We start from the raw sequence: 17775 nt of genomic DNA on the forward strand, positions 1-17775 counted from the left end.
GACCCATCCACCTGGAGAATTGCAATGAAAAGTTTGAATGTAGTGACGCTGGTGCTGCTCATCGTGGGCGGCCTGAACTGGGGTCTGGTTGGCGCCTTCCAGTTCGATTTGGTTGCCGCGCTCTTCGGCGGTCAGGACGCATTTCTTTCGCGCGTGGTGTACGTCTTGGTCGGCCTGTCGGCGCTTTGGCAGATCTTCGCCCTGACACGCCCCGCGTCTCGCGCACCCGTCTTAGGTAGAGCGTAAGTCAGCGCCCTGTTTTTTGTCGAAAGCCGGACGCCAATTCGCGCCCGGCTTCGACGACTTCTGTGTTGGAGTGCCGCAAAGCAGCCAAGGTAGTCGCCAGTTCGTCCGCTCATCTCGGCGCATGAGGTATCGATGGCGCGGGAGTCGCTTCGCGGCGCCTGTACGCAGGCGGCGTCTGCAGCCCTAAGCGGTTGCATCTCGCAATGACACCAACTTCCTCCCACGCCCGGTTGGACCGACGTGATACGCGCTAGGCAATGGGAACGTGTGATCATTCAAATCAATATGCTTGCTCCGTGACCGCATAATTCAGAGGGAGGGTCCCATGCGCGTCATGATCGTGGGAGGCACCGGCCTAGTCGGCCAGGGCGCATTGTCTGCCTGTCTCGCAGCGTCTGATATCGAACGCATCGTGCTATTGGGGCGACGAGACGTGCACTCTGAGGATTCACGGGTCACCAACTTGGTTGTCCCCGACCTGCTCGATGTCGACGCAACGCACCCCGGGATGATCGGGCTCGACGCCTGTCTGTATTGCGCCGGTGTCGTGCCGGGCTGGTCCGAGGCAGCGTACCGGCACATCACGGTGGACATCACCGTGCACGTGGCGCGCGCGTTCGCCATGGCCAACCCCCAAGGCACTTTCGTTTATGTTTCCGGTGCCGGTGCGGATCCGCGCGCCGCTTTGATGCCACTACGAGTGAAGGGCGAGGTGGAAGCGGCGCTCAAAACCTTAGGCGTGCGCACACTAATGGTGCGGCCCGGTATCGTGCAACCGGTTGACGGCGTGCGCTCAGGGCATGCTCTGCGCGCGGCAGCCTACCTGTTGGCTGCCCCGCTGCTCGACATCGCCACGCGCATGGCCCCAACCGTCATGACCACATCCACGCGCGTCGGTCGCGCGATGCTGGCGGCGCTGCGCGATCGGACTGGCTCTGCGGTGCTTGAAAACGCGGACATCAATGTCACGGGCGGTTAACTCGCGTATCTCCCCCGGCGGAACGCGCACCTCCGCCTGATCCTGATGTAGCGAAGCGGGGGATGACTGTGGGGCTGGCACTATACGAATCGAACCCTCGGCCAAAGTCGTTCCGCGACTTTGGCCGACCATTTCGACAACTGAGAAACCTCGGCCATTTCTGCCCCGCACGGACGTTAGCTGAGACGCGGTGACCGCGATATCCGCCGGGAATTGCGGCCTGGAGGCCGCTCTTATCTCGTGCAGAGAAACGGGGATGACTGTCTGGTGGGCCGTGATGGATTCGAACCATCGACCAGCGGATTAAAAGTCCGATGCTCTACCGACTGAGCTAACGGCCCACATGTTCCAGACGCGGCGCCATCCGGCGCGCGGTGCGCATTCTAGCTTACGTAGCGTGTCGGGTCGTCCACGCCAGCCGCAGCGAAGCCCTCTGCCCGCAAACGGCAAGCATCGCAATGGCGGCAGGCGCGCCCTTGCGCATCGGCCTGGTAGCACGAGACAGTCTGTGCGAAGTCGACACCCAGGCGCAGGCCTTCGCGCACGATGTCCGCCTTCGACATCCGCATCAGCGGGGCGTGGACGCGGAACCCTGCCCCTTCGACACCGGCCTTCGTCGCCACGTCCGCGAGCTTCTCGAACGCTTCGATGAATTCGGGGCGGCAGTCGGGGTAGCCGGAGTAGTCGACGGCATTGACGCCGCAGAACAGGTCCGACGCGCCGAGGACTTCCGCCCAGCCGAGCGCGAGCGACAGCATGATCGTGTTGCGCGCCGGTACGTAAGTGATGGGGATGCCCGGGCCGCCGGATTCGGGGACGTCGATGTCGTCGGTCAGTGCGCTGCCGCCGATCGAACGCAGGTCGACGATCACGGTCTTGTGCGCGGCGGCGCCCAGCGCACTGGAGACACGGTCGGCAGCTTCGAGCTCGGAGGTGTGGCGCTGGCCGTAGCGCACGCTCATCGCGTAGGTTTCAAAGCCCAGTTCGTGTGCCATCGCGAGCACGACTGCCGAGTCCATGCCGCCCGAGACGAGCACGACGGCGCGTTTCATTTCACGATTCAACGCCCGGGCTCCTCGCCCCACAGGGCCTTGTGCAATTGCGTCTGGAAGCGAACGGGCAGGCGGGCTTCGACGATCCAGTCGGCGAGTGCGCGCGGCGCGATCTGCGCATGGCTCGGCGAAAACAGCACGTCGCAGCGTTCGTGGATCCTGTGTTCGAACAGCACCTTGCACGCCCAGTCGAAATCTTCCCGACTGCAGATCACGAACTTCACCTGGTCGTGCGGCGTGAGCAGCGCGAGGTTTTCCCAGCGGTTGCGTTCGACCTCGCCCGAGTCCGGCGTCTTGATGTCGACGATGCGCGAGACGCGCGTGTCCACGTCGCCGATGTCGATCGCACCGGACGTCTCCAACGAGACGACATGACCTGCGTCGCACAGTTTCGCCAGCAACCCGATGACGCGTTTTTGCGACAGCGGTTCGCCGCCGGTGACGCAGACGTGGCGGACGCCGTGCCTGGCGACCTCGAGCAGGATCGCGTCGATGTCCCACCATTGCCCGCCGAAGAATGCGTACGTCGTGTCGCAATAGCGGCAGCGAAGCGGGCAGCCGGTGAGGCGCACGAACACGGTCGGCCAGCCCGCATCCCGGGCTTCGCCCTGCAGCGACAGGAAAATTTCGGTGAGCTTGAGGCGCTCCGCCGTAACGGCGGGGGCCGCGTCGGTGGCGGGAAGGACTGCGGACATGGGGGCCATTTTACAGGCCCCCCGCCGGTTAGCGGACCTTGCTCAGCTGGATCGCGCGGAGGCGGTCATCGGCCGTGCGGGCGGCATCGGTGCCCGGGTATTGCTGGGAGACGCGGGCCAGGGTGGCTTCCGCGGCATCCATCTGCTTCAGGCCGAATTGCGACAGGCCGACCTTGAGCAAGGCGCCCGGGGCCTTGTCGTGCGTCGGGTACTGGCTCAGCAGGGCCTGGAACTGTTCCTGGGCGAGTTCGTAGTTCTGCGTGACGTAGTAGCTCTCGCCGAGCCAATACAGCGCGTTCGGCGTGTACGTGCCCGCCGGGTAGTCATGCAGGAATTGCTGGAACTTCTGCGCCGACTGCACGTAGTCGCCGGCTTTCAACACGTCGAAGGCCGCGTTGTAGGCAGTGCGTTCGTCGGCCGATTGCGCGACGCGGCCTGCATCGCCGCGCACGGTCGGCGGGCGTTCGACGGCCACCGTCGCGCCGCGCGACGCCGACGATGCACTCACCGGCACCGCGGTGGCACCGCCGCCGGTTTCGATCCGCGCGAGGCGCGCATCCAGGTCGCCCCAGCGCGCGTCGTAATCGGCCTTCATCTGCGCGTTCTGCTGCTGCGCTTCCTCGAGTTGCGAACGCAGCGCCGTCACTTCCGAACGCAACTGCGAAACCTGGTTGAGCAGGTCGACGTTGCCCTGGTTGTTCGCCGCCTGTTGCTCCAGCGAGGTCACGCGATCGGCGAGGCTGGCGCGTTGCGCGAACGCGGGCGCGGCGGCCACGAGGGCCGCCGCGAGGACACAGAGGGCGATCGGGCGCCGCATGTCTTACTTCGCCGTGTAGACGATCTCGACGCGACGATTCTTGGCCCAGCAATCTTCGGTCGATTCGTTGCAGGTCGGGCGTTCTTCGCCGTAGCTCACCACGGTGATCTGGCTGCCCGAGCCGCCGTTGGCCTGCAGCGCGGAGGACACCGCGTTGCCGCGGCGCTCGCCGAGGCCGAGGTTGTATTCGCGGCTGCCACGCTCGTCGGCGTTGCCTTCCAGCGACATGCGCGAGGACGGACGATCGCGCAGGTACTTGGCGTGGCACGCCATCGCGGCCTGGAATTCGGGACGCAGCGCATCCTGGTCGAAGTCGAAGTAGACAACGCGCTGGCGCAGGCAGGCATCGGTGTCGAGGGATTCGGGCGTGAACGCACCCGCGACCGCGGGCGTTTCGGTCACCGGCGCCGTCGTGCTGGGCGCGACCGGCTGCACCGGCTCTTCCTTGACCTTCTTGGAGCAGGCCACGACCGCCGTGCAGAGCATGGCGGCCATCATGATGCGACCGAACTTCTGTGTCGTTGCGTTCATCGTCGTTCCTCGTCTTCTCGCAGTGTGGGGCGGCCGTGTCGTGGGACGCGGCCGTGGGTCCGAAAATACTACGCCCGTTCAGCGTTTCAGCCGGTACGGGCCCCAGGCCGGTTCCTGGACGCTCGCGCCCTGCACCGGCAGCTTCGCGCGGGCGCGGCCGTCGGCGGACACGGTGTACAAAACACTCCGTCCGCCTTCTTTCGCGGCGTACAGCAGCATCGATGCGTTGGGGGCGAAGCTCGGCGATTCGTCGAGGTTGCCCGGCGACAACGGCGTCCACCGATTGCCCATCGTGCGGTCCATCAGCGCGATGCGATAGGTGTTGCCGTTGCCTTGCGCGGTGGCGATTTTCTTGCCATCGGCCGAAACCGTGGCGCGTGCGTTGTAGCTGCCCGCGAAGGTCAGGCGCGTCGCACCGCCGCCGCCCGAGGAGGCCTGGTAGATCTGCGGCTTGCCGCCGCGATCGGAGGTGAAATAAATCGTGCCGCCATCGGCGCTCCACACCGGCTCGGTGTCGATGCCGAAGTGATTGGTGATCTGGCTCAACTGCTTGCTGCCCAGGGTCATCACGTAGACCTCGGGATTGCCGCTCTTGGAGAGCGTCATCGCGAGCTTCGTGCCGTCGGGCGAGAACGCCGGCGCACCGTTGATGCCGCGGAAACTCGCGATCAGTTCGCGCCCGCTGCTCGTCAGGTTCTGGATGTAGATCGAGGAATTTCCGCGATCGAAACTGACGTAGGCCAGGCGCTTCCCATCCGGGCTCCACGACGGCGAAAGAATCGGCTGCGGCGAACTCACCACCGCCTGCGAATTGAAGCCGTCGCTGTCGGAGACCATCAGTTGGTAGTGGCGATTGTTGCCGGTGCCGCTCGCGGTGACGTAGGCGATGCGCGTCCAGAACGCGCCACGCACGCCGAGGATTTTCTCGTACACCGAATCGGCGACCTGGTGCGCGAGGTCCCGCGCCGCGGTGCCGGGGGCGATCTTTGCTTCGCCGAGAATGCGCTGTTGTTTGGAGACGTCGAACAACTCGTACTCCACGCGCAGGTTGCCGCCTTCGGGCATCACGCGGCCGGCGAGCAGGAACTCCTGCTTCAACAGGCGCCACGTGGCGTAGTTCACTTCGCTCGAACGCGTCGGGCGTTCGACGAGGTCGCGGTCGGGCAACACGCGGAAGGCGCCGGACCGCGCGAGATCCGCGGCGACGATGCCCCCGATTTCGTTCTCGCCCGTGGAGCCGGCGAAGGGAACGACCGCGATCGGCAATGCCGAGGCTGTGCCGCCGACGACTTCGGCGTCCACCTGGGCCAGAGCGGCCAAGGGGAACAGGAGCAGGACGGTGGCAAGGAGCCGGCGCAGCGTTCGGGTCATCGGGGATTCCTGAATGGAGCGGGTTAGTTAACAGCTTGGCCGTGAAATGTGGAACAAAGATGAACGACGACGGACCCGCGGGTCGAGCCGCGTCATTCCGCGCGGAAACCCAGGCGCAGTTCGGGCTGGAAAACCCGCTCGAATCCGGCGTAAGGCAGCGGCTGGGCCTTGAGCACGGCGGCTTCGACCGAGCGCCGCGTGAGTTCGTCGTACGGGCAGCCCGGGAGCACTTCGACCGACGCCACGCGCCCGCCCCGCTCCATCTGGATGCGGATCGGGCACATGCCGTTGGGCACGTCGTCCGGCCTGCTCCAGTTCTGGCGGATCTGGTCGACGATGGCCTGCAACCAGCGCGAACGCAGCGTGTCGGCATCGCCGCCCGAGCCCGGTTGCGGCGCGGCATCGGCATTGGAGTCGGCCTGCGCGGCGGCATCGGCGGCGTTGCGCGCGTCGGCGATCTGCTGCAGTTTCTTTTCGCGCAGCGTCAGTTCCCGATGATTCGCTTCGCGCTCGCGACGCACGTCTTCGAGCTGCTTCTGGCGCATCTGTTCCATCGCGCTCAGGCGACGCTCGCGTTCGGCTTGTTGCTGGCGTTCCTGCGCGGTGGTGTCGATCTGTTCCTGGCGTTGCTTGGCTTCCTGCACCTTTTCCGCGGGCGGTTTCGGCGAGGGCGCCTGCGTCACTTCTTCCTGCTCGATCGGGGCGGGCTGCGCGATCACTTCCTGCGCGACCGGCTGCGGCGGCGTCGGCGAATCCTCCGGGCGCGGTTCGGGCTTGGGTTGCTCGACGGGCGCGGTTTCCCGTGGCGCGGGTGTCGCCTGTTCGGGCCGCTTCGCCAGCGCGCGTTTCATCGACACCGACAACGCGTTCGGATCGATGAGCGTGGCATCGATGACGGGCCCGCGCTGGATTTCGTCGGCCTCGCTCCACGTCCAGAACAGGCCGAAGTACATCAACGCGAACAACAATGCGTGCAGCGCAATGGCCGCAACGATGGACTGCACCGTATCGGCGCGCGTCTCCTTCACTTCCTGACGGCTCCGGTCGGCTGGCTCATCAGCCCCGCGCGCGGCACGTTGGCGCGCGTCTGCAGCGCGGTGAGCACGTCGTAGACCTTCTGGTAGGCGACATCGTTGTCGGCCGCCACGTACACCGGCGTGTCCTTGTTGTTGCGCACGAACGCGCCGACCTTCAACACGAGCTCATCGAGCGTCGTCGGCGTGTTTTCCTCGCCCTGCAACTTCAGCCAGAGCTTGCCTTCGCTGTTCATGCTGATCACGACCGGCTCGTGCTTCTGCTCGACCGGGCGTGCGTTGGACTGCGGAAGTTCGATGTCGACGCCAAGGTTCAACAGCGGCGCGGTCACCATGAAGATGATCAGCAGCACGAGCATCACGTCGATGTACGGCACGACGTTGATCTCGGCCTTGAGTTTGCGCTTGCGATGGCGGCGCGAGGACATGGCGGTCATTGCCCGCTCCTTATTCGTCGGCGTGTGCCTGGCGCTGGAGGATCGATGAGAACTCTTCGGAGAACGCGTCGTAACGCGTGGCGATGCGTTCGACCTTGGTCGCGAAGCGGTTGTAGGCCCACACCGCCGGGATCGCGGCGAACAGGCCCATCGCGGTGGCGATCAACGCCTCGGAGATCCCCGGCGCGACCGTCGCGATCGTCGCTTCCTTCACGTTGGCCAGGCCCTGGAAGGAAATCATGATGCCCCACACCGTGCCGAACAGGCCGACGTAGGGGCTGATCGAACCGACGCTGGCGAGGAATTCGAGGTTGTGCTCCAGCCCGTCGACTTCGCGCGAGGTGGTCGCGCGCATCGCGCGTTGCGCGCCTTCCAGCTGGATGCGGCTGTCGACGCCGCGGCGCTGGCGGATGCGGTTGAACTCGCGGAAGCCGGCTTCGAAGATCGCTTCCAGGCCTTCGGCGACGCGGCCGCGTTCGGTGGCGCCGGAATACAACTTCGACAGCTCGGCGCCCGACCAGAAACGCTCTTCGAATTTTTCGGTGTCTTTCTCCGCGCGGTCGAGCACGCGCTTCTTGCGGAAGATGATCACCCACGAGGCGACCGACGCGAACAGCAGCAGCAACATCACCAACTGCACCGGGATGCTCGCGTGGAGGACGAGGTCGAGGACGTTGATGTGGCCGGCCGACGCGGCACTCGCCGCCTGCCCCGCCTGGTCTGCGATCGACACGGTCTGCGCGGGCGCCTGTTCCGGCAAGGCCTGGGTGGCGGCGTCCTGCAACATCAGGATGGGCGTCATGCGGGGGTCTCCACGAGGCAGGTCAATGCGTCGAACAACGGTTGGGGGATGGCAACGGGTTTGAAGCGGGAAGCCGACAACGCAGCGACACGGACCTGCGCATCGAGCAACAGTTCCCCATCGCGGCGTATTTCCTGCGCGAGCACGAGACTTGCGCGACGGCATCCGCGCAACGCGACGGACACCTGCAACGCATCGTCCAGCCGCGCCGGGAGGCGGAAGTCGATCTGCATCGCCCGCACCGCGAACACGAGGTCGTGTGCGTTGCGCAGGCGTTCCTGGCCGTGCCCCTGCGCGCGCATCCATTCGGTGCGCGCGCGTTCGAGGAAGGCCAGGTACTGCGCGTGGTAGACCACGCCACCGGCGTCGGTATCCTCCCAATACACCCGTGTCGGCCAACTGAACACGGGCTCATTCACCGCTTGCATCATCGAGATCCGTCGGTGCAGGCGAGGCGAAGAGGTCTTGTGCGCCGGTCTTCGGGCGCAGGCCGAGGTGGCGGTACGCCTTCGCCGACGCCATGCGCCCGCGCGCGGTGCGGACCAGGTAGCCCTGCTGGATGAGGTAGGGCTCGATTACGTCCTCGAGCGTGCCGCGTTCCTCGCTCAGCGCAGCGGCGAGCGATTCCACGCCCACCGGGCCACCATCGAAGGATTCGACGATGGTGCGCAGCAGGCGGCGGTCGAGTTCGTCGAAACCCTGCGGGTCGACTTTCAGCATCTGCATCGCCGCGTCGGCGACGTCGCGGTCGATGATGCCGGCCGCGCGCACCTGCGCGAAGTCGCGCACGCGCCGCAACAGGCGGTTGGCGATGCGCGGCGTACCGCGCGAACGGTTGGCGATTTCCGCCGCGCCTTCGGGCGAACACTGGATGCCGAGGATGGTGGCCGAACGGCGCACGATGCGCGTGAGTTCTTCGGGCGTGTAGAACTCCAGCCGCTGCACGATGCCGAAGCGATCGCGCAGGGGCGCGGTGAGCAGGCCGGCGCGCGTGGTCGCGCCGATCAGGGTGAAGGGCGGCAGGTCGAGCTTGATCGAACGGGCCGCGGGGCCTTCGCCGATCATGATGTCGATCTGGAAATCTTCCATCGCCGGATACAGCACTTCCTCGATCGCCGGCGAGAGGCGATGGATTTCGTCGACGAACAGCACGTCGTGCGGCTGCAGGTTGGTCAGCAGGGCCGCGAGGTCGCCCGCCTTCTCGATCACCGGGCCCGAGGTCTGGCGCAGGCCGACGCCGAGTTCGTTGGCGATGACGTGCGAGAGCGTGGTCTTGCCCAGGCCCGGCGGGCCGAAGATCAAAACGTGGTCGAGGGCTTCCCCGCGCGCTTTCGCCGCCTCGATGTAGATCTGCATCTGCTCGCGGACCGGCACCTGGCCGAGGTATTCGGAGAGCTTCTTGGGGCGGATGGAGGCTTCGATGGCCTCGTCTTCGCGCGTGGCGGTGGACGTGATGACGCGGGAGTCGTTCATGCCCCCATGTTCGCGCCCTTTGCGCGCGGGCGCAAAACTTCAGGCGGCGACGGCCAGGACCTCGGCGGCCGCTTCGACCACGCGGGCCAGCGCGGCGTCGTCGAGCGCCGGATGCAGGGGCAGGCTGAGGACCTGCGCGCAGGCATCTTCGGTGGCGGCCAGGTGCGTCCAGCGGCAGCGCCCGGCGAAGGCCGGCTGGCGATGCAGCGGCACGGGATAGTGGATCGCGGTGCGGATCCCGGCGTTGCCCAGCGCGGTGGCGAAGGCATCGCGTGCTTCGGTGCGGATCGTATACAGGGCCCAGGCACTCTCGGCGCCGGGGCGCACGACAGGGCGCGCCAGCGCTTCGGGCAATGCGCGCGCGTAGAACGCCGCGATCGCGCGGCGACGCGCGAGATCGGCGTCGAAGCGATCGAGTTTCACCAGCAACTGCGCGCACGCCAGCGTATCCATGCGGCCGTTGAAGCCCAGGCGGGTGTGTACGTATTTCGCGGACTGGCCGTGGTTGCGGATCTCGCGCAGCGCGCGCGCGAGTTCGGGGTCGCGCGTGAACAAGGCACCGCCGTCGCCGCAGCCGCCCAGCGGTTTGGACGGGAAGAAACTCGTGCACGCGATGTGGCCGAACGCACCGCTGCGCGTGCCGTGCAGCGTGGCGCCGAAACTCTGTGCCGCGTCTTCGATCAGGGTCAGTCCCTGCGCGTGCGCGAGCGTTTGCAGCGCGGGCATGTCGGCCGGCTGGCCGTACAGCGACACGGCGATGATGGCGCGCGTGCGCGGCGTGATCGCATCGCGCGCGGCCTCGACGGCGAGCGTATACGTCGCCGCGTCGATGTCGGCCAGCACCGGGATCGCGCCGAGCAGCAGCACGGCTTCGACCGGTGCTGCGAAGGTGAAGGCCGGCAGGATCACTTCGTCGCCGGCGCCGACGCCGGCCGCCATCAAGGCCATCACCAGGGCGGTCGTTCCCGACGTGCAGGCGATCGCTTCGCCGCCGACCCATGCGCCGAGGCGCGCTTCGAGCGCGGCGACCTCCGGACCGTCGAGATACTGTCCATGGCGATGCACGCGCTCGCACGCGGCCAGCAGTTCGTGCGCGATCGGCGCATGCAGTGCGACCGCATCGAAGAATGCGACCTCAGGCCGCACGCGTGGCTTCCAGTTCGCAGGCGGCCCGTTCGACGCGATCCAGCAGGCGATGCACCTGGAAGGCCTGTTCCAACGACGCCAGCGGCGCGGCCTGGTCCATCGTGGCGCGCAGGAACGCGCGGGCCTGCGCGGTCAGCGCATCTTCGTCTTCGCGCACTTCGTCCAGTGGCAGCACGCCCTGGCCCGCCACGTGCACGGCGCGCTCGGCGCGCGTGGCGATGCGGCTCGCGGAGAGGTCGACGTCCATGCCGTTCGGGAAACGCAGGCGGCAACGGATCGCTTCCCAGCGTTCGTAGTGGCGGCGCGCATCGAGGATTTCGACGTGCGTCGGCGCGGCCTGGGCCAGCGCGCAGAGCCAATCCAGGTCGTGAGCGAGCAGGTCGCGCAACACGTCGCTTTCGCGCGGGACGTCCAGGGCGTGCGAGGAATGCCGACGGATCGCGAGCGTCGCCGGCGGCGGCGCGGCGAGCAGCGATTCGATCACCGGATTGAAGCGCTCGCTGAAGGCCACGCGCATGCACGTGCCATCGATGTCGGATGCGGCGATCAGCGCGGCCGCGTCCTGCGCGCTCGCGCCGGCCGGCTTCTCGATCAGGCAATGCACGCCGCGGCGCGCGAGCGCGCAGGCGACCTGCGCGTGGCGCGCGGACGGCACGGCGACGATCGCGTGGCGGATCCCGGGTTCGAGCATTTCGATCGTCGCGTGCCACGTCGCGCCCAGCGCGGCGACCTCTTCGGCACAACCGGCGTCGGGATCGACGACGGCGACCAGGCGGAACTCGGGCATCGCGGACAGGGTGCGCGCATGCAGGCGCCCCATGCGACCGAACCCCACGACGGCGACGGGCGTCATGCGAACTTCGCCCGCAGGCGGCGATACGTGCTCACCGCGCGCCATGCGCGCGAGCGATGCAGTTCGTCGCGCACGCGGTGCGCCTCCTCGATTTGCGCTTGCAGCGCCGTGATCTGCGCCGTCGCCTCGGCGAGTTCGCGCGTCGCCTGCGCCTGCCCGCGCAAGGCCTGCGTGAGATCCAGTGCGGTCTGTGCCTGCGCGCGCAGCGCGTCGGCGAGCGCCTCGGCCGTGCGCGCCTGCGCGCGCGTGGCCGCCAGCGTCGCGTCCGTGGCTTGCTCGCGCGCGGCGAACGCGGCGTCGCGCTCGATGCCGGCGTCCAGCGAACGCTGCAGCGCGCGCGCCACCCGCGCTTCCATTTCGTCGTGGGCCTTGAGCGCGACGGCGCGTTCCACGACCGCGGCTTCGCGCGCGTCGACGGCGGCCTGGATGCGTTTGTTGGCGACGGCCGTCGCTTCGGCGGCGGCTTCGCCGAGCGCTTCGAGCGCCTGTTCGGCATCGCGGCGCGCGGCCTGCGCTTGTTCCACCGACTTCACCATCGGCGACACCGTGTCGCGCAGGTAACGCGCGGCGGCTTGCGTGCAGGCTTGCGGATCGGGGAAGCGGCCGGCCTCGATGGCTTCGCGATATTGGACGACGAGGGCGTCGGCGAGCGTGTCGTAGTTGGCCTCGCTGCGCACGCGGTCGCGGATGCGCGCGGCATCCACGGCGTCGTAAGCGGCGATGGCTTCGAGCACGCCGGCTTCGGTGACCGGCGCGGCCTGCATCGTGCGGATGCCGAAATTCAGCGCGCGCAGGCGGTCGAAATTCGACGAAGCGACGATGCCGCCCAGGCCCGCGCGGTCGGCGACGACGGTCGCGCAGCCGACGGCCATCGCTTCGAGCGCGCAACGCGCCTTCGCGAAGACGATGTCGTAATCGCGCAACAGGGTTTCGGGTGCATCGCTGGCGCTGCCCGAGCACAACCCGGCGATGTCGGTGGCGATGCCGGCCTGCCGGCAGGCGCGCTCGATGGTCGCGGCCCACGCATCGCGCGTGGCGTAGTTGCTGAAGACCAGGGCGCGGCGCGGCGTCGCGGGAAGCGGCGCGCGCGCCTGGAAGCGTTCGATGTCCACGCCGTTGTACAGCGTGCGGATGCGCGTGCGGTCGACGCCGGCGGTTGTGGCCAGTCGTTCGGCGCACAGATCGTCGACGGCGATCCAGCGCGCGATGGTCGGGAAGAGCGGCGGCGTCTCTTCCCACGGCATCCAGCCATGGCACAGCGCCACGACGGGCGTGCCCGCGAAGTGCAGCGCGGCCGTCATCGTCTCGACGTGATGCTGGCCGTGGATCACGTCGGGCGGGACGTTCAGCGCCGACAGATCATCCACCACGGGCACGGTCGCGCGACGCAGCGACTCGGCCACCTCGCCGAGCACGGTGCTGTAGACGACCGGCTGGTGGCCGCGGCGCAGCAGCGCGCGCGCGAGGTCGAGCACGTACAGCTCCGACCCGGCCCGCATCGCCGCGGTGTTGTTGGTGATGAGGACGCGCAAGCCGCCCTTCGATGCCTTGGCCACCTCAGGCCTCCATTGCGCGCAGCAACGGCGCGAAGTGGGGCTCGAAACAGATCGCGGTCTCGTACAAGCCCTCGGCGACCTTCTTGCGGCCGTAGGCTTCGTAGAACGGCGCGGTCGTGGCGAAGGCGGCGAACGTCGCCGCGGTGTCGGCCGGCGAAATCACTTCCTCGCGGAATGCCTCGCGGCCGAAGTGCGCGATCATCTGTTCGGTTTCCTCGACCAGGGCGCCGCCCGCGCTCGCGGCGTAGGCGCGCGCGAAGTCGAGCTTCTCATCCAGCGCGGCATCGTCGAGCGAAACGTGCACGCTGTCCGGCAACGGCACGCCCGGCAGGATGACGGGGTAGGTGTAATGGCGCATCGGGCTTGCGCGGCGCTGGTTCGCCAGGCGCACGGCAACGGCCACGATGGCCGCGCACAGGTCGTGCGTCGGGTTGTAGCCTTCGGGCGCGTCGCTTGCGACGCAATCCACGCCCGTTTCGACGAACCAATCGGCGAGGCGGTGCGCGATGTCCCGGAACGGCGCTGCATCGCCGGCGCGCATGGCGGCGTAAACATCGCGATCGCCGAGCACGCCGAAGACCGGGCCGGTGGCGGCGCCGATTTTGTCGAGCAGTTCGATGGTTTGCGGGAGGCGGCCGCGTTCGCCGCTCCCCGATCCGTCCGTCAGGACCGCGACGGCGGGGCGCACCTGGCGCATCCAGCCGAGCAATCGCAATTCATGCCCCGGGTGGCCGACGACGACCACCCACGTGCGCGCACTTTCGCGCGCCGCGTTGTCCAGCATCCCCATTTCCCCTTGCCTTCCGCCCATCGCCTGGACGGGCGGAGACAGGATCGCATTGCGCGCCGCCGGACGCCATGCATCCGACCGGAAATCGTGAACGCGTCCGCGCGCCGGTTCAGATTTCGACTTGCGCGCCCAGCTCGACCAGGCGGTTGCCCGGAATCCGGAAGAAGCCCGTCGCCGGGGCCGCATTGCGATGCAGGAAGGCGAACAGGCGGTCGCGCCAGACCGGCATGCCGCGGTGGCGGCCGGCGACGATGGTTTCGCGGCTGGCGAAGTAGGTCGTGTCCATGGGGTCGAACGGGATGCCCAGGCTCTCGCCCATGTCGCAGGAGCGCATCAACGCCAAGGGGACGTCGGGGACTTCCATGAAGCCGAAGCGCACGGTGATGCGATAGAAGTCGTCGCCGATCGCTTCGATCTTCAGGCGCTTGTCCTTCGGCGAGTGGGGCACGTTGAGGGTCTGCACGGTCAGGAACACGTTGCGCTCGTGCAGCACCTTGTTGTGCTTGAGGTTGTGCAGCAGCGCGTGCGGCACCATGCCCGACTGCGCGATCAGGAAGATCGCCGTACCCGGCACGCGCGTGGGCGGCGCGAGCATCAGGCCGGGCAGGAAGGAGTCCAGCTCGATGCCCTCCTTCCGGATTTCTTCGTACAGCAACTGCCGGCCGCGACGCCAGGTGCGCAGGATGGTGAACACCAGGATCGCCAGCACCACCGGGAACCACGCGCCGTCGAGGAATTTCACGCCGTTGGCGACGAGGAAAGCCACGTCGATCACGCCGAACAACACGCACAGCGGCATCACCCAGGTGCGCGCCTTCGGCCACATGGCGCGCGCGACGATGAAGAGCAGCAAGGTATCGATCAACATCGTGCCCGACACCGACACGCCGTAGGCCGAGGCCAGGCCGGTCGAACTGCGGAACATCAGCACCACCGCGATCACCGCGAGCATCAGCACCCAGTTGATCCACGGCACGTAGATCTGGCCGATCGTGTCCTTGGAGGTGTGCTGGATGCGCATGCGCGGGATGTAACCCAGCTGCATGGCCTGGCGCGCGACCGAATACGCACCGGTGATCACCGCCTGCGAGGCGATCACCGCCGCCGCGGTGGCGAGCACGATCATCGGGATGCGCACCATCTCCGGCACCGCGAGGTAGAACGGGTTGCGCGCGACGCCCGGATCGAGCAGCAGCAGCGACCCTTGCCCCATGTAGTTGAGCATCAGCGCCGGCAGCACGAACCAGTACCACGCATGCCGGATCGGCCGCGCGCCGAAGTGGCCCATGTCCGCGTACAGCGCCTCGCCGCCGGTCACCGCGAGCACGACCGCGCCGAGGATGAAGATCGCGTGGCCGCCGTGCGTCAGGAAGAAATTCATCGCCCACCACGGGTTGATCGCGTGGAAGACCTCGGGGTTGTGGCGGATGTTGATCACGCCGATCGCCGCGAGCGCGAGGAACCACACGACCATCACCGGCCCGAACACCTTGCCGACGCTCGCCGTGCCGAAGCGCTGGGTAAAGAACAACAGGACGATGATGACGAGCGTCGCCGGCACGATCCAGGTGTCCAGTTGCGGCGCGACGACCTCCAGGCCTTCGATCGCGGACAACGTGGTGATCGCCGGCGTGATCACGCCGTCGCCGAAGAACAGCGACGCTCCGAAGATGCCGAGGATGCCGACGGCGTACGCCGAGCGCGACCCCTTCGGCAAGGTGCGCTGCGCCAGCGCCATCAGCGCCATGATGCCGCCCTCGCCTTCGTTGTCGGCGCGCATGATGATGGTGACGTACTTGAGCGTCACCACGATCATCAGCGCCCAGAACACGAGCGAGAGAATGCCGAGCACGGTGTCGTGGTTGGCCACCAGTCCGTAGTGCGGCGAGAAGGCTTCCTTCAGCGTGTACAGCGGGCTGGTGCCGATGTCGCCGAACACGACGCCGACCGCACCCACGGCCAGCCCGAACACGCCGGTCTTGCCGCCGTGGTGCGCGTGCGCGTGCTTGTCTGGAGCTTGGCGGGTATCGGCCATGGACCGGGGTGCCTCAGCGGAGCGCGGACTTTAGCGCCTTGCGGATGATGGTCGCGGCGTCGTCGCCCGACGCAGCCGCGTCGCGCACCATTCGCACCGCTTCGGCGGGCTTGTACCCGAGTTGCTGGAGCGCCACGGTGGCCTCGGACTGCGGATCGGCCGGCACGCCGGGCGAACCGAGCGGGCCGCCGCCACCGCCGAGATCGGCCGCGCGGTCGCGCAGTTCGACCACCATGCGTTCGGCGGTCTTCTTGCCGATGCCGGGGATGCGCGTGAGCGCGGTGACATCGCTGGTCTGCACCATGCGCGCGAAGTCCTCGACGCTCACGCCCGACAGGACCGCGAGCGCGATCTTCGCGCCGATGCCCGACACCCGTTGCACGTCGCGGAACAGGCGGCGCTCGTTCTCCCGCAGGAAACCGTACAGCGACACGCTGTCTTCCTTCTGCGCGTAATGCGTGAACAACGCGACTTCGCGGCCGATGTCGGGCAGGTCGTAGAACGTGCTCATCGGCGCTTCGAGTTCGTAGCCCACGCCGTTGACGTCCACCACCAGCCACGGCGGCTGCTTGTGCACCAGGAGTCCCTTGAGGCGTCCGATCACGTGGCGTTGTCCAGGAGGTCGATCAGTTGAGTTCGATCAGCGGCGGCGGCGCAACAGCGCCACGCTCGCGCCGGCGCGCAACGCGGTGGCGCTCATGTGCGCATGCGTGAGTGCGACGGCCAGTGCATCGGCGGCATCGGGTTGCAGTTTCGTGTCGGGCAACTTGAGCAGCAGGCGCACCATGTGCTGCACCTGGGTTTTCTCGGCGGCGCCGCGGCCGACCAGCGATTGCTTGATCAGGCGCGGCGCATATTCGTGCACCGCAAGGTGCCTGCGCACGACGGTGGCGAGCGCCGCGCCGCGTGCATGACCCAGCTTCAGCGCGGAGGACGCGTTCTTGTCCATGAAGACGGTTTCGATGGCGACCTCGTCGGGCCGCCAGCCGTCGATCACCGTTTCCAGGCCTTCGCACAGACGCCCGAGGCGCGCGGGGAAGTCGGCGGCGTCGAGCAGCACGATCGCTTCGCAATGCACGAACGTGCACCGCCCCGCGTCGTCGACGTCGATCACGCCCACGCCGGTGCGTTGGGAACCGGGGTCGATGCCGAGGATGCGGGTCACGTTTTGAGTCTACGCCGGTGCTTACGCGTTGAGGTCGGCGTTGGAATAGACGTTCTGCACGTCGTCCAGGTCTTCGAGCCAGTGCAGGAGCTTGCCGACCTGCTCGGCGGTCTCGCCCGAGACGGCGATGTCGTTGTCGGCGCGCATGGTCACTTCGCTCAGGTCGGCCTTCAGGCCCGCGCCTTCCATCGCGGCCTTGACGCTTTCGAAGGCGTCCGGCGCGGTGAGGACGTCGATGGCGCCGTCTTCGGGATAGACGACGATGTCGTCGGCGCCGGCGTCGATCGCCAACTCGGTGATGCGGTCTTCGTCCGCGCCGGGCGCGAAGGAAAGGACGCCGAGCTTCCTGAACATGAACGCGACCGACCCATCGGTCCCGAGGTTGCCGCCGAACTTGCCGAATGCATGGCGCACGTCGGCCACGGTGCGGACCTTGTTGTCGGTGAGGCAGTCGACGATCACCGCGACGCCGCCGGGCGCGTAACCCTCGTAGCGGATCTCTTCGTAGGTGATGCCTTCCAGTTCGCCGGTCGCCTTCTTGATCGCGCGCTCGATGACGTCCTTGGACATGTTCACCTGCAGGCCGCGGTCGATGCCCGCGCGAAGGCGCGCGTTGGTGGCCGGGTCGCCGCCGCCGGCGCGTGCCGCGACGCCGATTTCGCGGATCACCTTGGTGAAGATCTTGCCGCGCTGCGCGTCGACCGCGTTCTTGCGGGCTTCGATGGAAGGGCCACGACCCATGCTGGAAACCTTGGTGCTGCGTTGCGAGGCGCGGATTCTACAGGGCGGGGCG

20 protein-coding genes and 1 tRNA gene are annotated in these 17775 nt (G+C 67.5%); 2 read left to right on the forward strand and 19 right to left on the reverse strand.

Annotation, left to right across the window (positions count from 1 at the left end; genetic code table 11):
• Positions 1-24: 24 nt before the first annotated feature.
• Together ACXJJ8_RS11740 and ACXJJ8_RS11745 are read left to right on the forward strand one after the other, a co-directional pair.
• Entirely contained in the window at positions 25-246 is a 222-nt protein-coding gene (locus tag ACXJJ8_RS11740; RefSeq protein ID WP_499030191.1) for a DUF378 domain-containing protein, read from the forward strand.
• A gap of 325 nt (positions 247-571) precedes the next feature.
• A complete protein-coding gene (locus ACXJJ8_RS11745; protein ID WP_499030193.1) occupies positions 572-1225 on the forward strand; it encodes an NAD-dependent epimerase/dehydratase family protein in 654 nt (217 codons plus the stop codon).
• Between the two features lie 265 nt (positions 1226-1490).
• On the opposite strand, the gene ACXJJ8_RS11750 is transcribed toward ACXJJ8_RS11745, so the two are convergent.
• From ACXJJ8_RS11750 to ACXJJ8_RS11840, 19 genes are all read right to left on the reverse strand, one after another.
• Positions 1491-1566 (reverse strand) — tRNA-Lys (locus ACXJJ8_RS11750).
• Between the two features lie 42 nt (positions 1567-1608).
• The gene (queC, locus tag ACXJJ8_RS11755; protein ID WP_499030196.1) at positions 1609-2277 is read right to left on the reverse strand and encodes a 7-cyano-7-deazaguanine synthase QueC; all 669 of its coding nucleotides are present in this window, start codon (positions 2275-2277) and stop codon (positions 1609-1611) included.
• 8 nt (positions 2278-2285) lie between these two features.
• Positions 2286-2972 (reverse strand): 7-carboxy-7-deazaguanine synthase QueE, encoded by a 687-nt coding sequence (gene queE / locus ACXJJ8_RS11760; protein WP_499030198.1) that lies wholly within the window; start codon positions 2970-2972, stop codon positions 2286-2288.
• A gap of 28 nt (positions 2973-3000) precedes the next feature.
• Positions 3001-3789 carry a tol-pal system protein YbgF gene (gene ybgF / locus ACXJJ8_RS11765; protein WP_499030200.1) on the reverse strand — a complete coding sequence of 263 codons (789 nt, stop codon included), beginning with the start codon at positions 3787-3789 and terminating at the stop codon, positions 3001-3003.
• A gap of 3 nt (positions 3790-3792) precedes the next feature.
• On the reverse strand, positions 3793-4320 hold the full coding sequence (pal, locus tag ACXJJ8_RS11770; protein ID WP_499030202.1) for a peptidoglycan-associated lipoprotein Pal: 528 nt from the start codon (positions 4318-4320) through the stop codon (positions 3793-3795).
• A gap of 78 nt (positions 4321-4398) precedes the next feature.
• Positions 4399-5691: a Tol-Pal system beta propeller repeat protein TolB gene (gene tolB, locus ACXJJ8_RS11775; protein WP_499030205.1), complete on the reverse strand. Its 1293-nt coding sequence runs from the start codon at positions 5689-5691 to the stop codon at positions 4399-4401.
• A 92-nt stretch (positions 5692-5783) separates the two neighbouring features.
• Positions 5784-6719, reverse strand: a complete 936-nt coding sequence (tolA, locus tag ACXJJ8_RS11780) for a cell envelope integrity protein TolA (RefSeq protein ID WP_499030207.1) — start codon at positions 6717-6719, stop codon at positions 5784-5786.
• Entirely contained in the window at positions 6716-7162 is a 447-nt protein-coding gene (tolR, locus tag ACXJJ8_RS11785; RefSeq protein WP_499030209.1) for a protein TolR, read from the reverse strand. Before tolR ends, tolA begins: the two co-directional genes overlap by 4 nt.
• Positions 7163-7172: 10 nt before the next feature.
• Positions 7173-7964, reverse strand: a complete 792-nt coding sequence (tolQ, locus tag ACXJJ8_RS11790) for a protein TolQ (protein ID WP_499030212.1) — start codon at positions 7962-7964, stop codon at positions 7173-7175.
• Positions 7961-8392, reverse strand: a complete 432-nt coding sequence (gene ybgC, locus ACXJJ8_RS11795) for a tol-pal system-associated acyl-CoA thioesterase (RefSeq protein ID WP_499030215.1) — start codon at positions 8390-8392, stop codon at positions 7961-7963. Before ybgC ends, tolQ begins: the two co-directional genes overlap by 4 nt.
• Positions 8376-9437 (reverse strand): Holliday junction branch migration DNA helicase RuvB, encoded by a 1062-nt coding sequence (ruvB, locus tag ACXJJ8_RS11800; RefSeq protein ID WP_499030217.1) that lies wholly within the window; start codon positions 9435-9437, stop codon positions 8376-8378. Before ruvB ends, ybgC begins: the two co-directional genes overlap by 17 nt.
• Before the next feature lie 39 nt (positions 9438-9476).
• Positions 9477-10583, reverse strand: coding sequence for a DegT/DnrJ/EryC1/StrS family aminotransferase (locus ACXJJ8_RS11805; RefSeq protein WP_499030219.1), 1107 nt, complete (start codon positions 10581-10583; stop codon positions 9477-9479).
• Positions 10573-11436, reverse strand: a complete 864-nt coding sequence (locus ACXJJ8_RS11810) for a Gfo/Idh/MocA family protein (protein WP_499030222.1) — start codon at positions 11434-11436, stop codon at positions 10573-10575. The genes ACXJJ8_RS11805 and ACXJJ8_RS11810 overlap by 11 nt, the downstream gene beginning before the upstream one ends.
• Positions 11433-12992: a glycosyltransferase gene (locus ACXJJ8_RS11815; RefSeq protein ID WP_499030224.1), complete on the reverse strand. Its 1560-nt coding sequence runs from the start codon at positions 12990-12992 to the stop codon at positions 11433-11435. Before ACXJJ8_RS11815 ends, ACXJJ8_RS11810 begins: the two co-directional genes overlap by 4 nt.
• Position 12993: 1 nt before the next feature.
• Positions 12994-13782 (reverse strand): PIG-L deacetylase family protein, encoded by a 789-nt coding sequence (locus tag ACXJJ8_RS11820; RefSeq protein ID WP_499030226.1) that lies wholly within the window; start codon positions 13780-13782, stop codon positions 12994-12996.
• A gap of 109 nt (positions 13783-13891) precedes the next feature.
• A complete protein-coding gene (locus ACXJJ8_RS11825) occupies positions 13892-15817 on the reverse strand; it encodes a potassium transporter Kup (protein ID WP_499030228.1) in 1926 nt (641 codons plus the stop codon).
• Between the two features lie 13 nt (positions 15818-15830).
• The gene (ruvA, locus tag ACXJJ8_RS11830; protein ID WP_499030230.1) at positions 15831-16421 is read right to left on the reverse strand and encodes a Holliday junction branch migration protein RuvA; all 591 of its coding nucleotides are present in this window, start codon (positions 16419-16421) and stop codon (positions 15831-15833) included.
• 36 nt (positions 16422-16457) lie between these two features.
• The gene (gene ruvC / locus ACXJJ8_RS11835; RefSeq protein ID WP_499030232.1) at positions 16458-16982 is read right to left on the reverse strand and encodes a crossover junction endodeoxyribonuclease RuvC; all 525 of its coding nucleotides are present in this window, start codon (positions 16980-16982) and stop codon (positions 16458-16460) included.
• Between the two features lie 21 nt (positions 16983-17003).
• On the reverse strand, positions 17004-17723 hold the full coding sequence (locus tag ACXJJ8_RS11840) for a YebC/PmpR family DNA-binding transcriptional regulator (RefSeq protein WP_499030234.1): 720 nt from the start codon (positions 17721-17723) through the stop codon (positions 17004-17006).
• Positions 17724-17775: the final 52 nt, after the last annotated feature.

The sequence above is a fragment of the Lysobacter sp. P5_C4 genome (assembly GCF_054049695.1).

Bases quoted from the DNA above. Each gene is read 5' to 3' on its own strand.
- ybgF (WP_499030200.1), bottom strand. From the start codon at position 3,789: ATGCGGCGCCCGATCGCCCTCTGTGTCCTCGCGGCGGCCCTCGTGGCC.
- tolQ (WP_499030212.1), bottom strand. From the start codon at position 7,964: ATGACGCCCATCCTGATGTTGCAGGACGCCGCCACCCAGGCCTTGCCG.
- ACXJJ8_RS11810 (WP_499030222.1), bottom strand. From the start codon at position 11,436: ATGACGCCCGTCGCCGTCGTGGGGTTCGGTCGCATGGGGCGCCTGCAT.
- ACXJJ8_RS11825 (WP_499030228.1), bottom strand. From the start codon at position 15,817: ATGGCCGATACCCGCCAAGCTCCAGACAAGCACGCGCACGCGCACCAC.
- queE (WP_499030198.1), bottom strand. From the start codon at position 2,972: ATGTCCGCAGTCCTTCCCGCCACCGACGCGGCCCCCGCCGTTACGGCG.
- pal (WP_499030202.1), bottom strand. From the start codon at position 4,320: ATGAACGCAACGACACAGAAGTTCGGTCGCATCATGATGGCCGCCATG.
- ACXJJ8_RS11840 (WP_499030234.1), bottom strand. From the start codon at position 17,723: ATGGGTCGTGGCCCTTCCATCGAAGCCCGCAAGAACGCGGTCGACGCG.
- ACXJJ8_RS11820 (WP_499030226.1), bottom strand. From the start codon at position 13,782: ATGGGGATGCTGGACAACGCGGCGCGCGAAAGTGCGCGCACGTGGGTG.
- queC (WP_499030196.1), bottom strand. From the start codon at position 2,277: ATGAAACGCGCCGTCGTGCTCGTCTCGGGCGGCATGGACTCGGCAGTC.
- ybgC (WP_499030215.1), bottom strand. From the start codon at position 8,392: ATGCAAGCGGTGAATGAGCCCGTGTTCAGTTGGCCGACACGGGTGTAT.
- tolB (WP_499030205.1), bottom strand. From the start codon at position 5,691: ATGACCCGAACGCTGCGCCGGCTCCTTGCCACCGTCCTGCTCCTGTTC.
- tolR (WP_499030209.1), bottom strand. From the start codon at position 7,162: ATGACCGCCATGTCCTCGCGCCGCCATCGCAAGCGCAAACTCAAGGCC.
- ACXJJ8_RS11740 (WP_499030191.1), top strand. From the start codon at position 25: ATGAAAAGTTTGAATGTAGTGACGCTGGTGCTGCTCATCGTGGGCGGC.
- ACXJJ8_RS11745 (WP_499030193.1), top strand. From the start codon at position 572: ATGCGCGTCATGATCGTGGGAGGCACCGGCCTAGTCGGCCAGGGCGCA.
- ruvB (WP_499030217.1), bottom strand. From the start codon at position 9,437: ATGAACGACTCCCGCGTCATCACGTCCACCGCCACGCGCGAAGACGAG.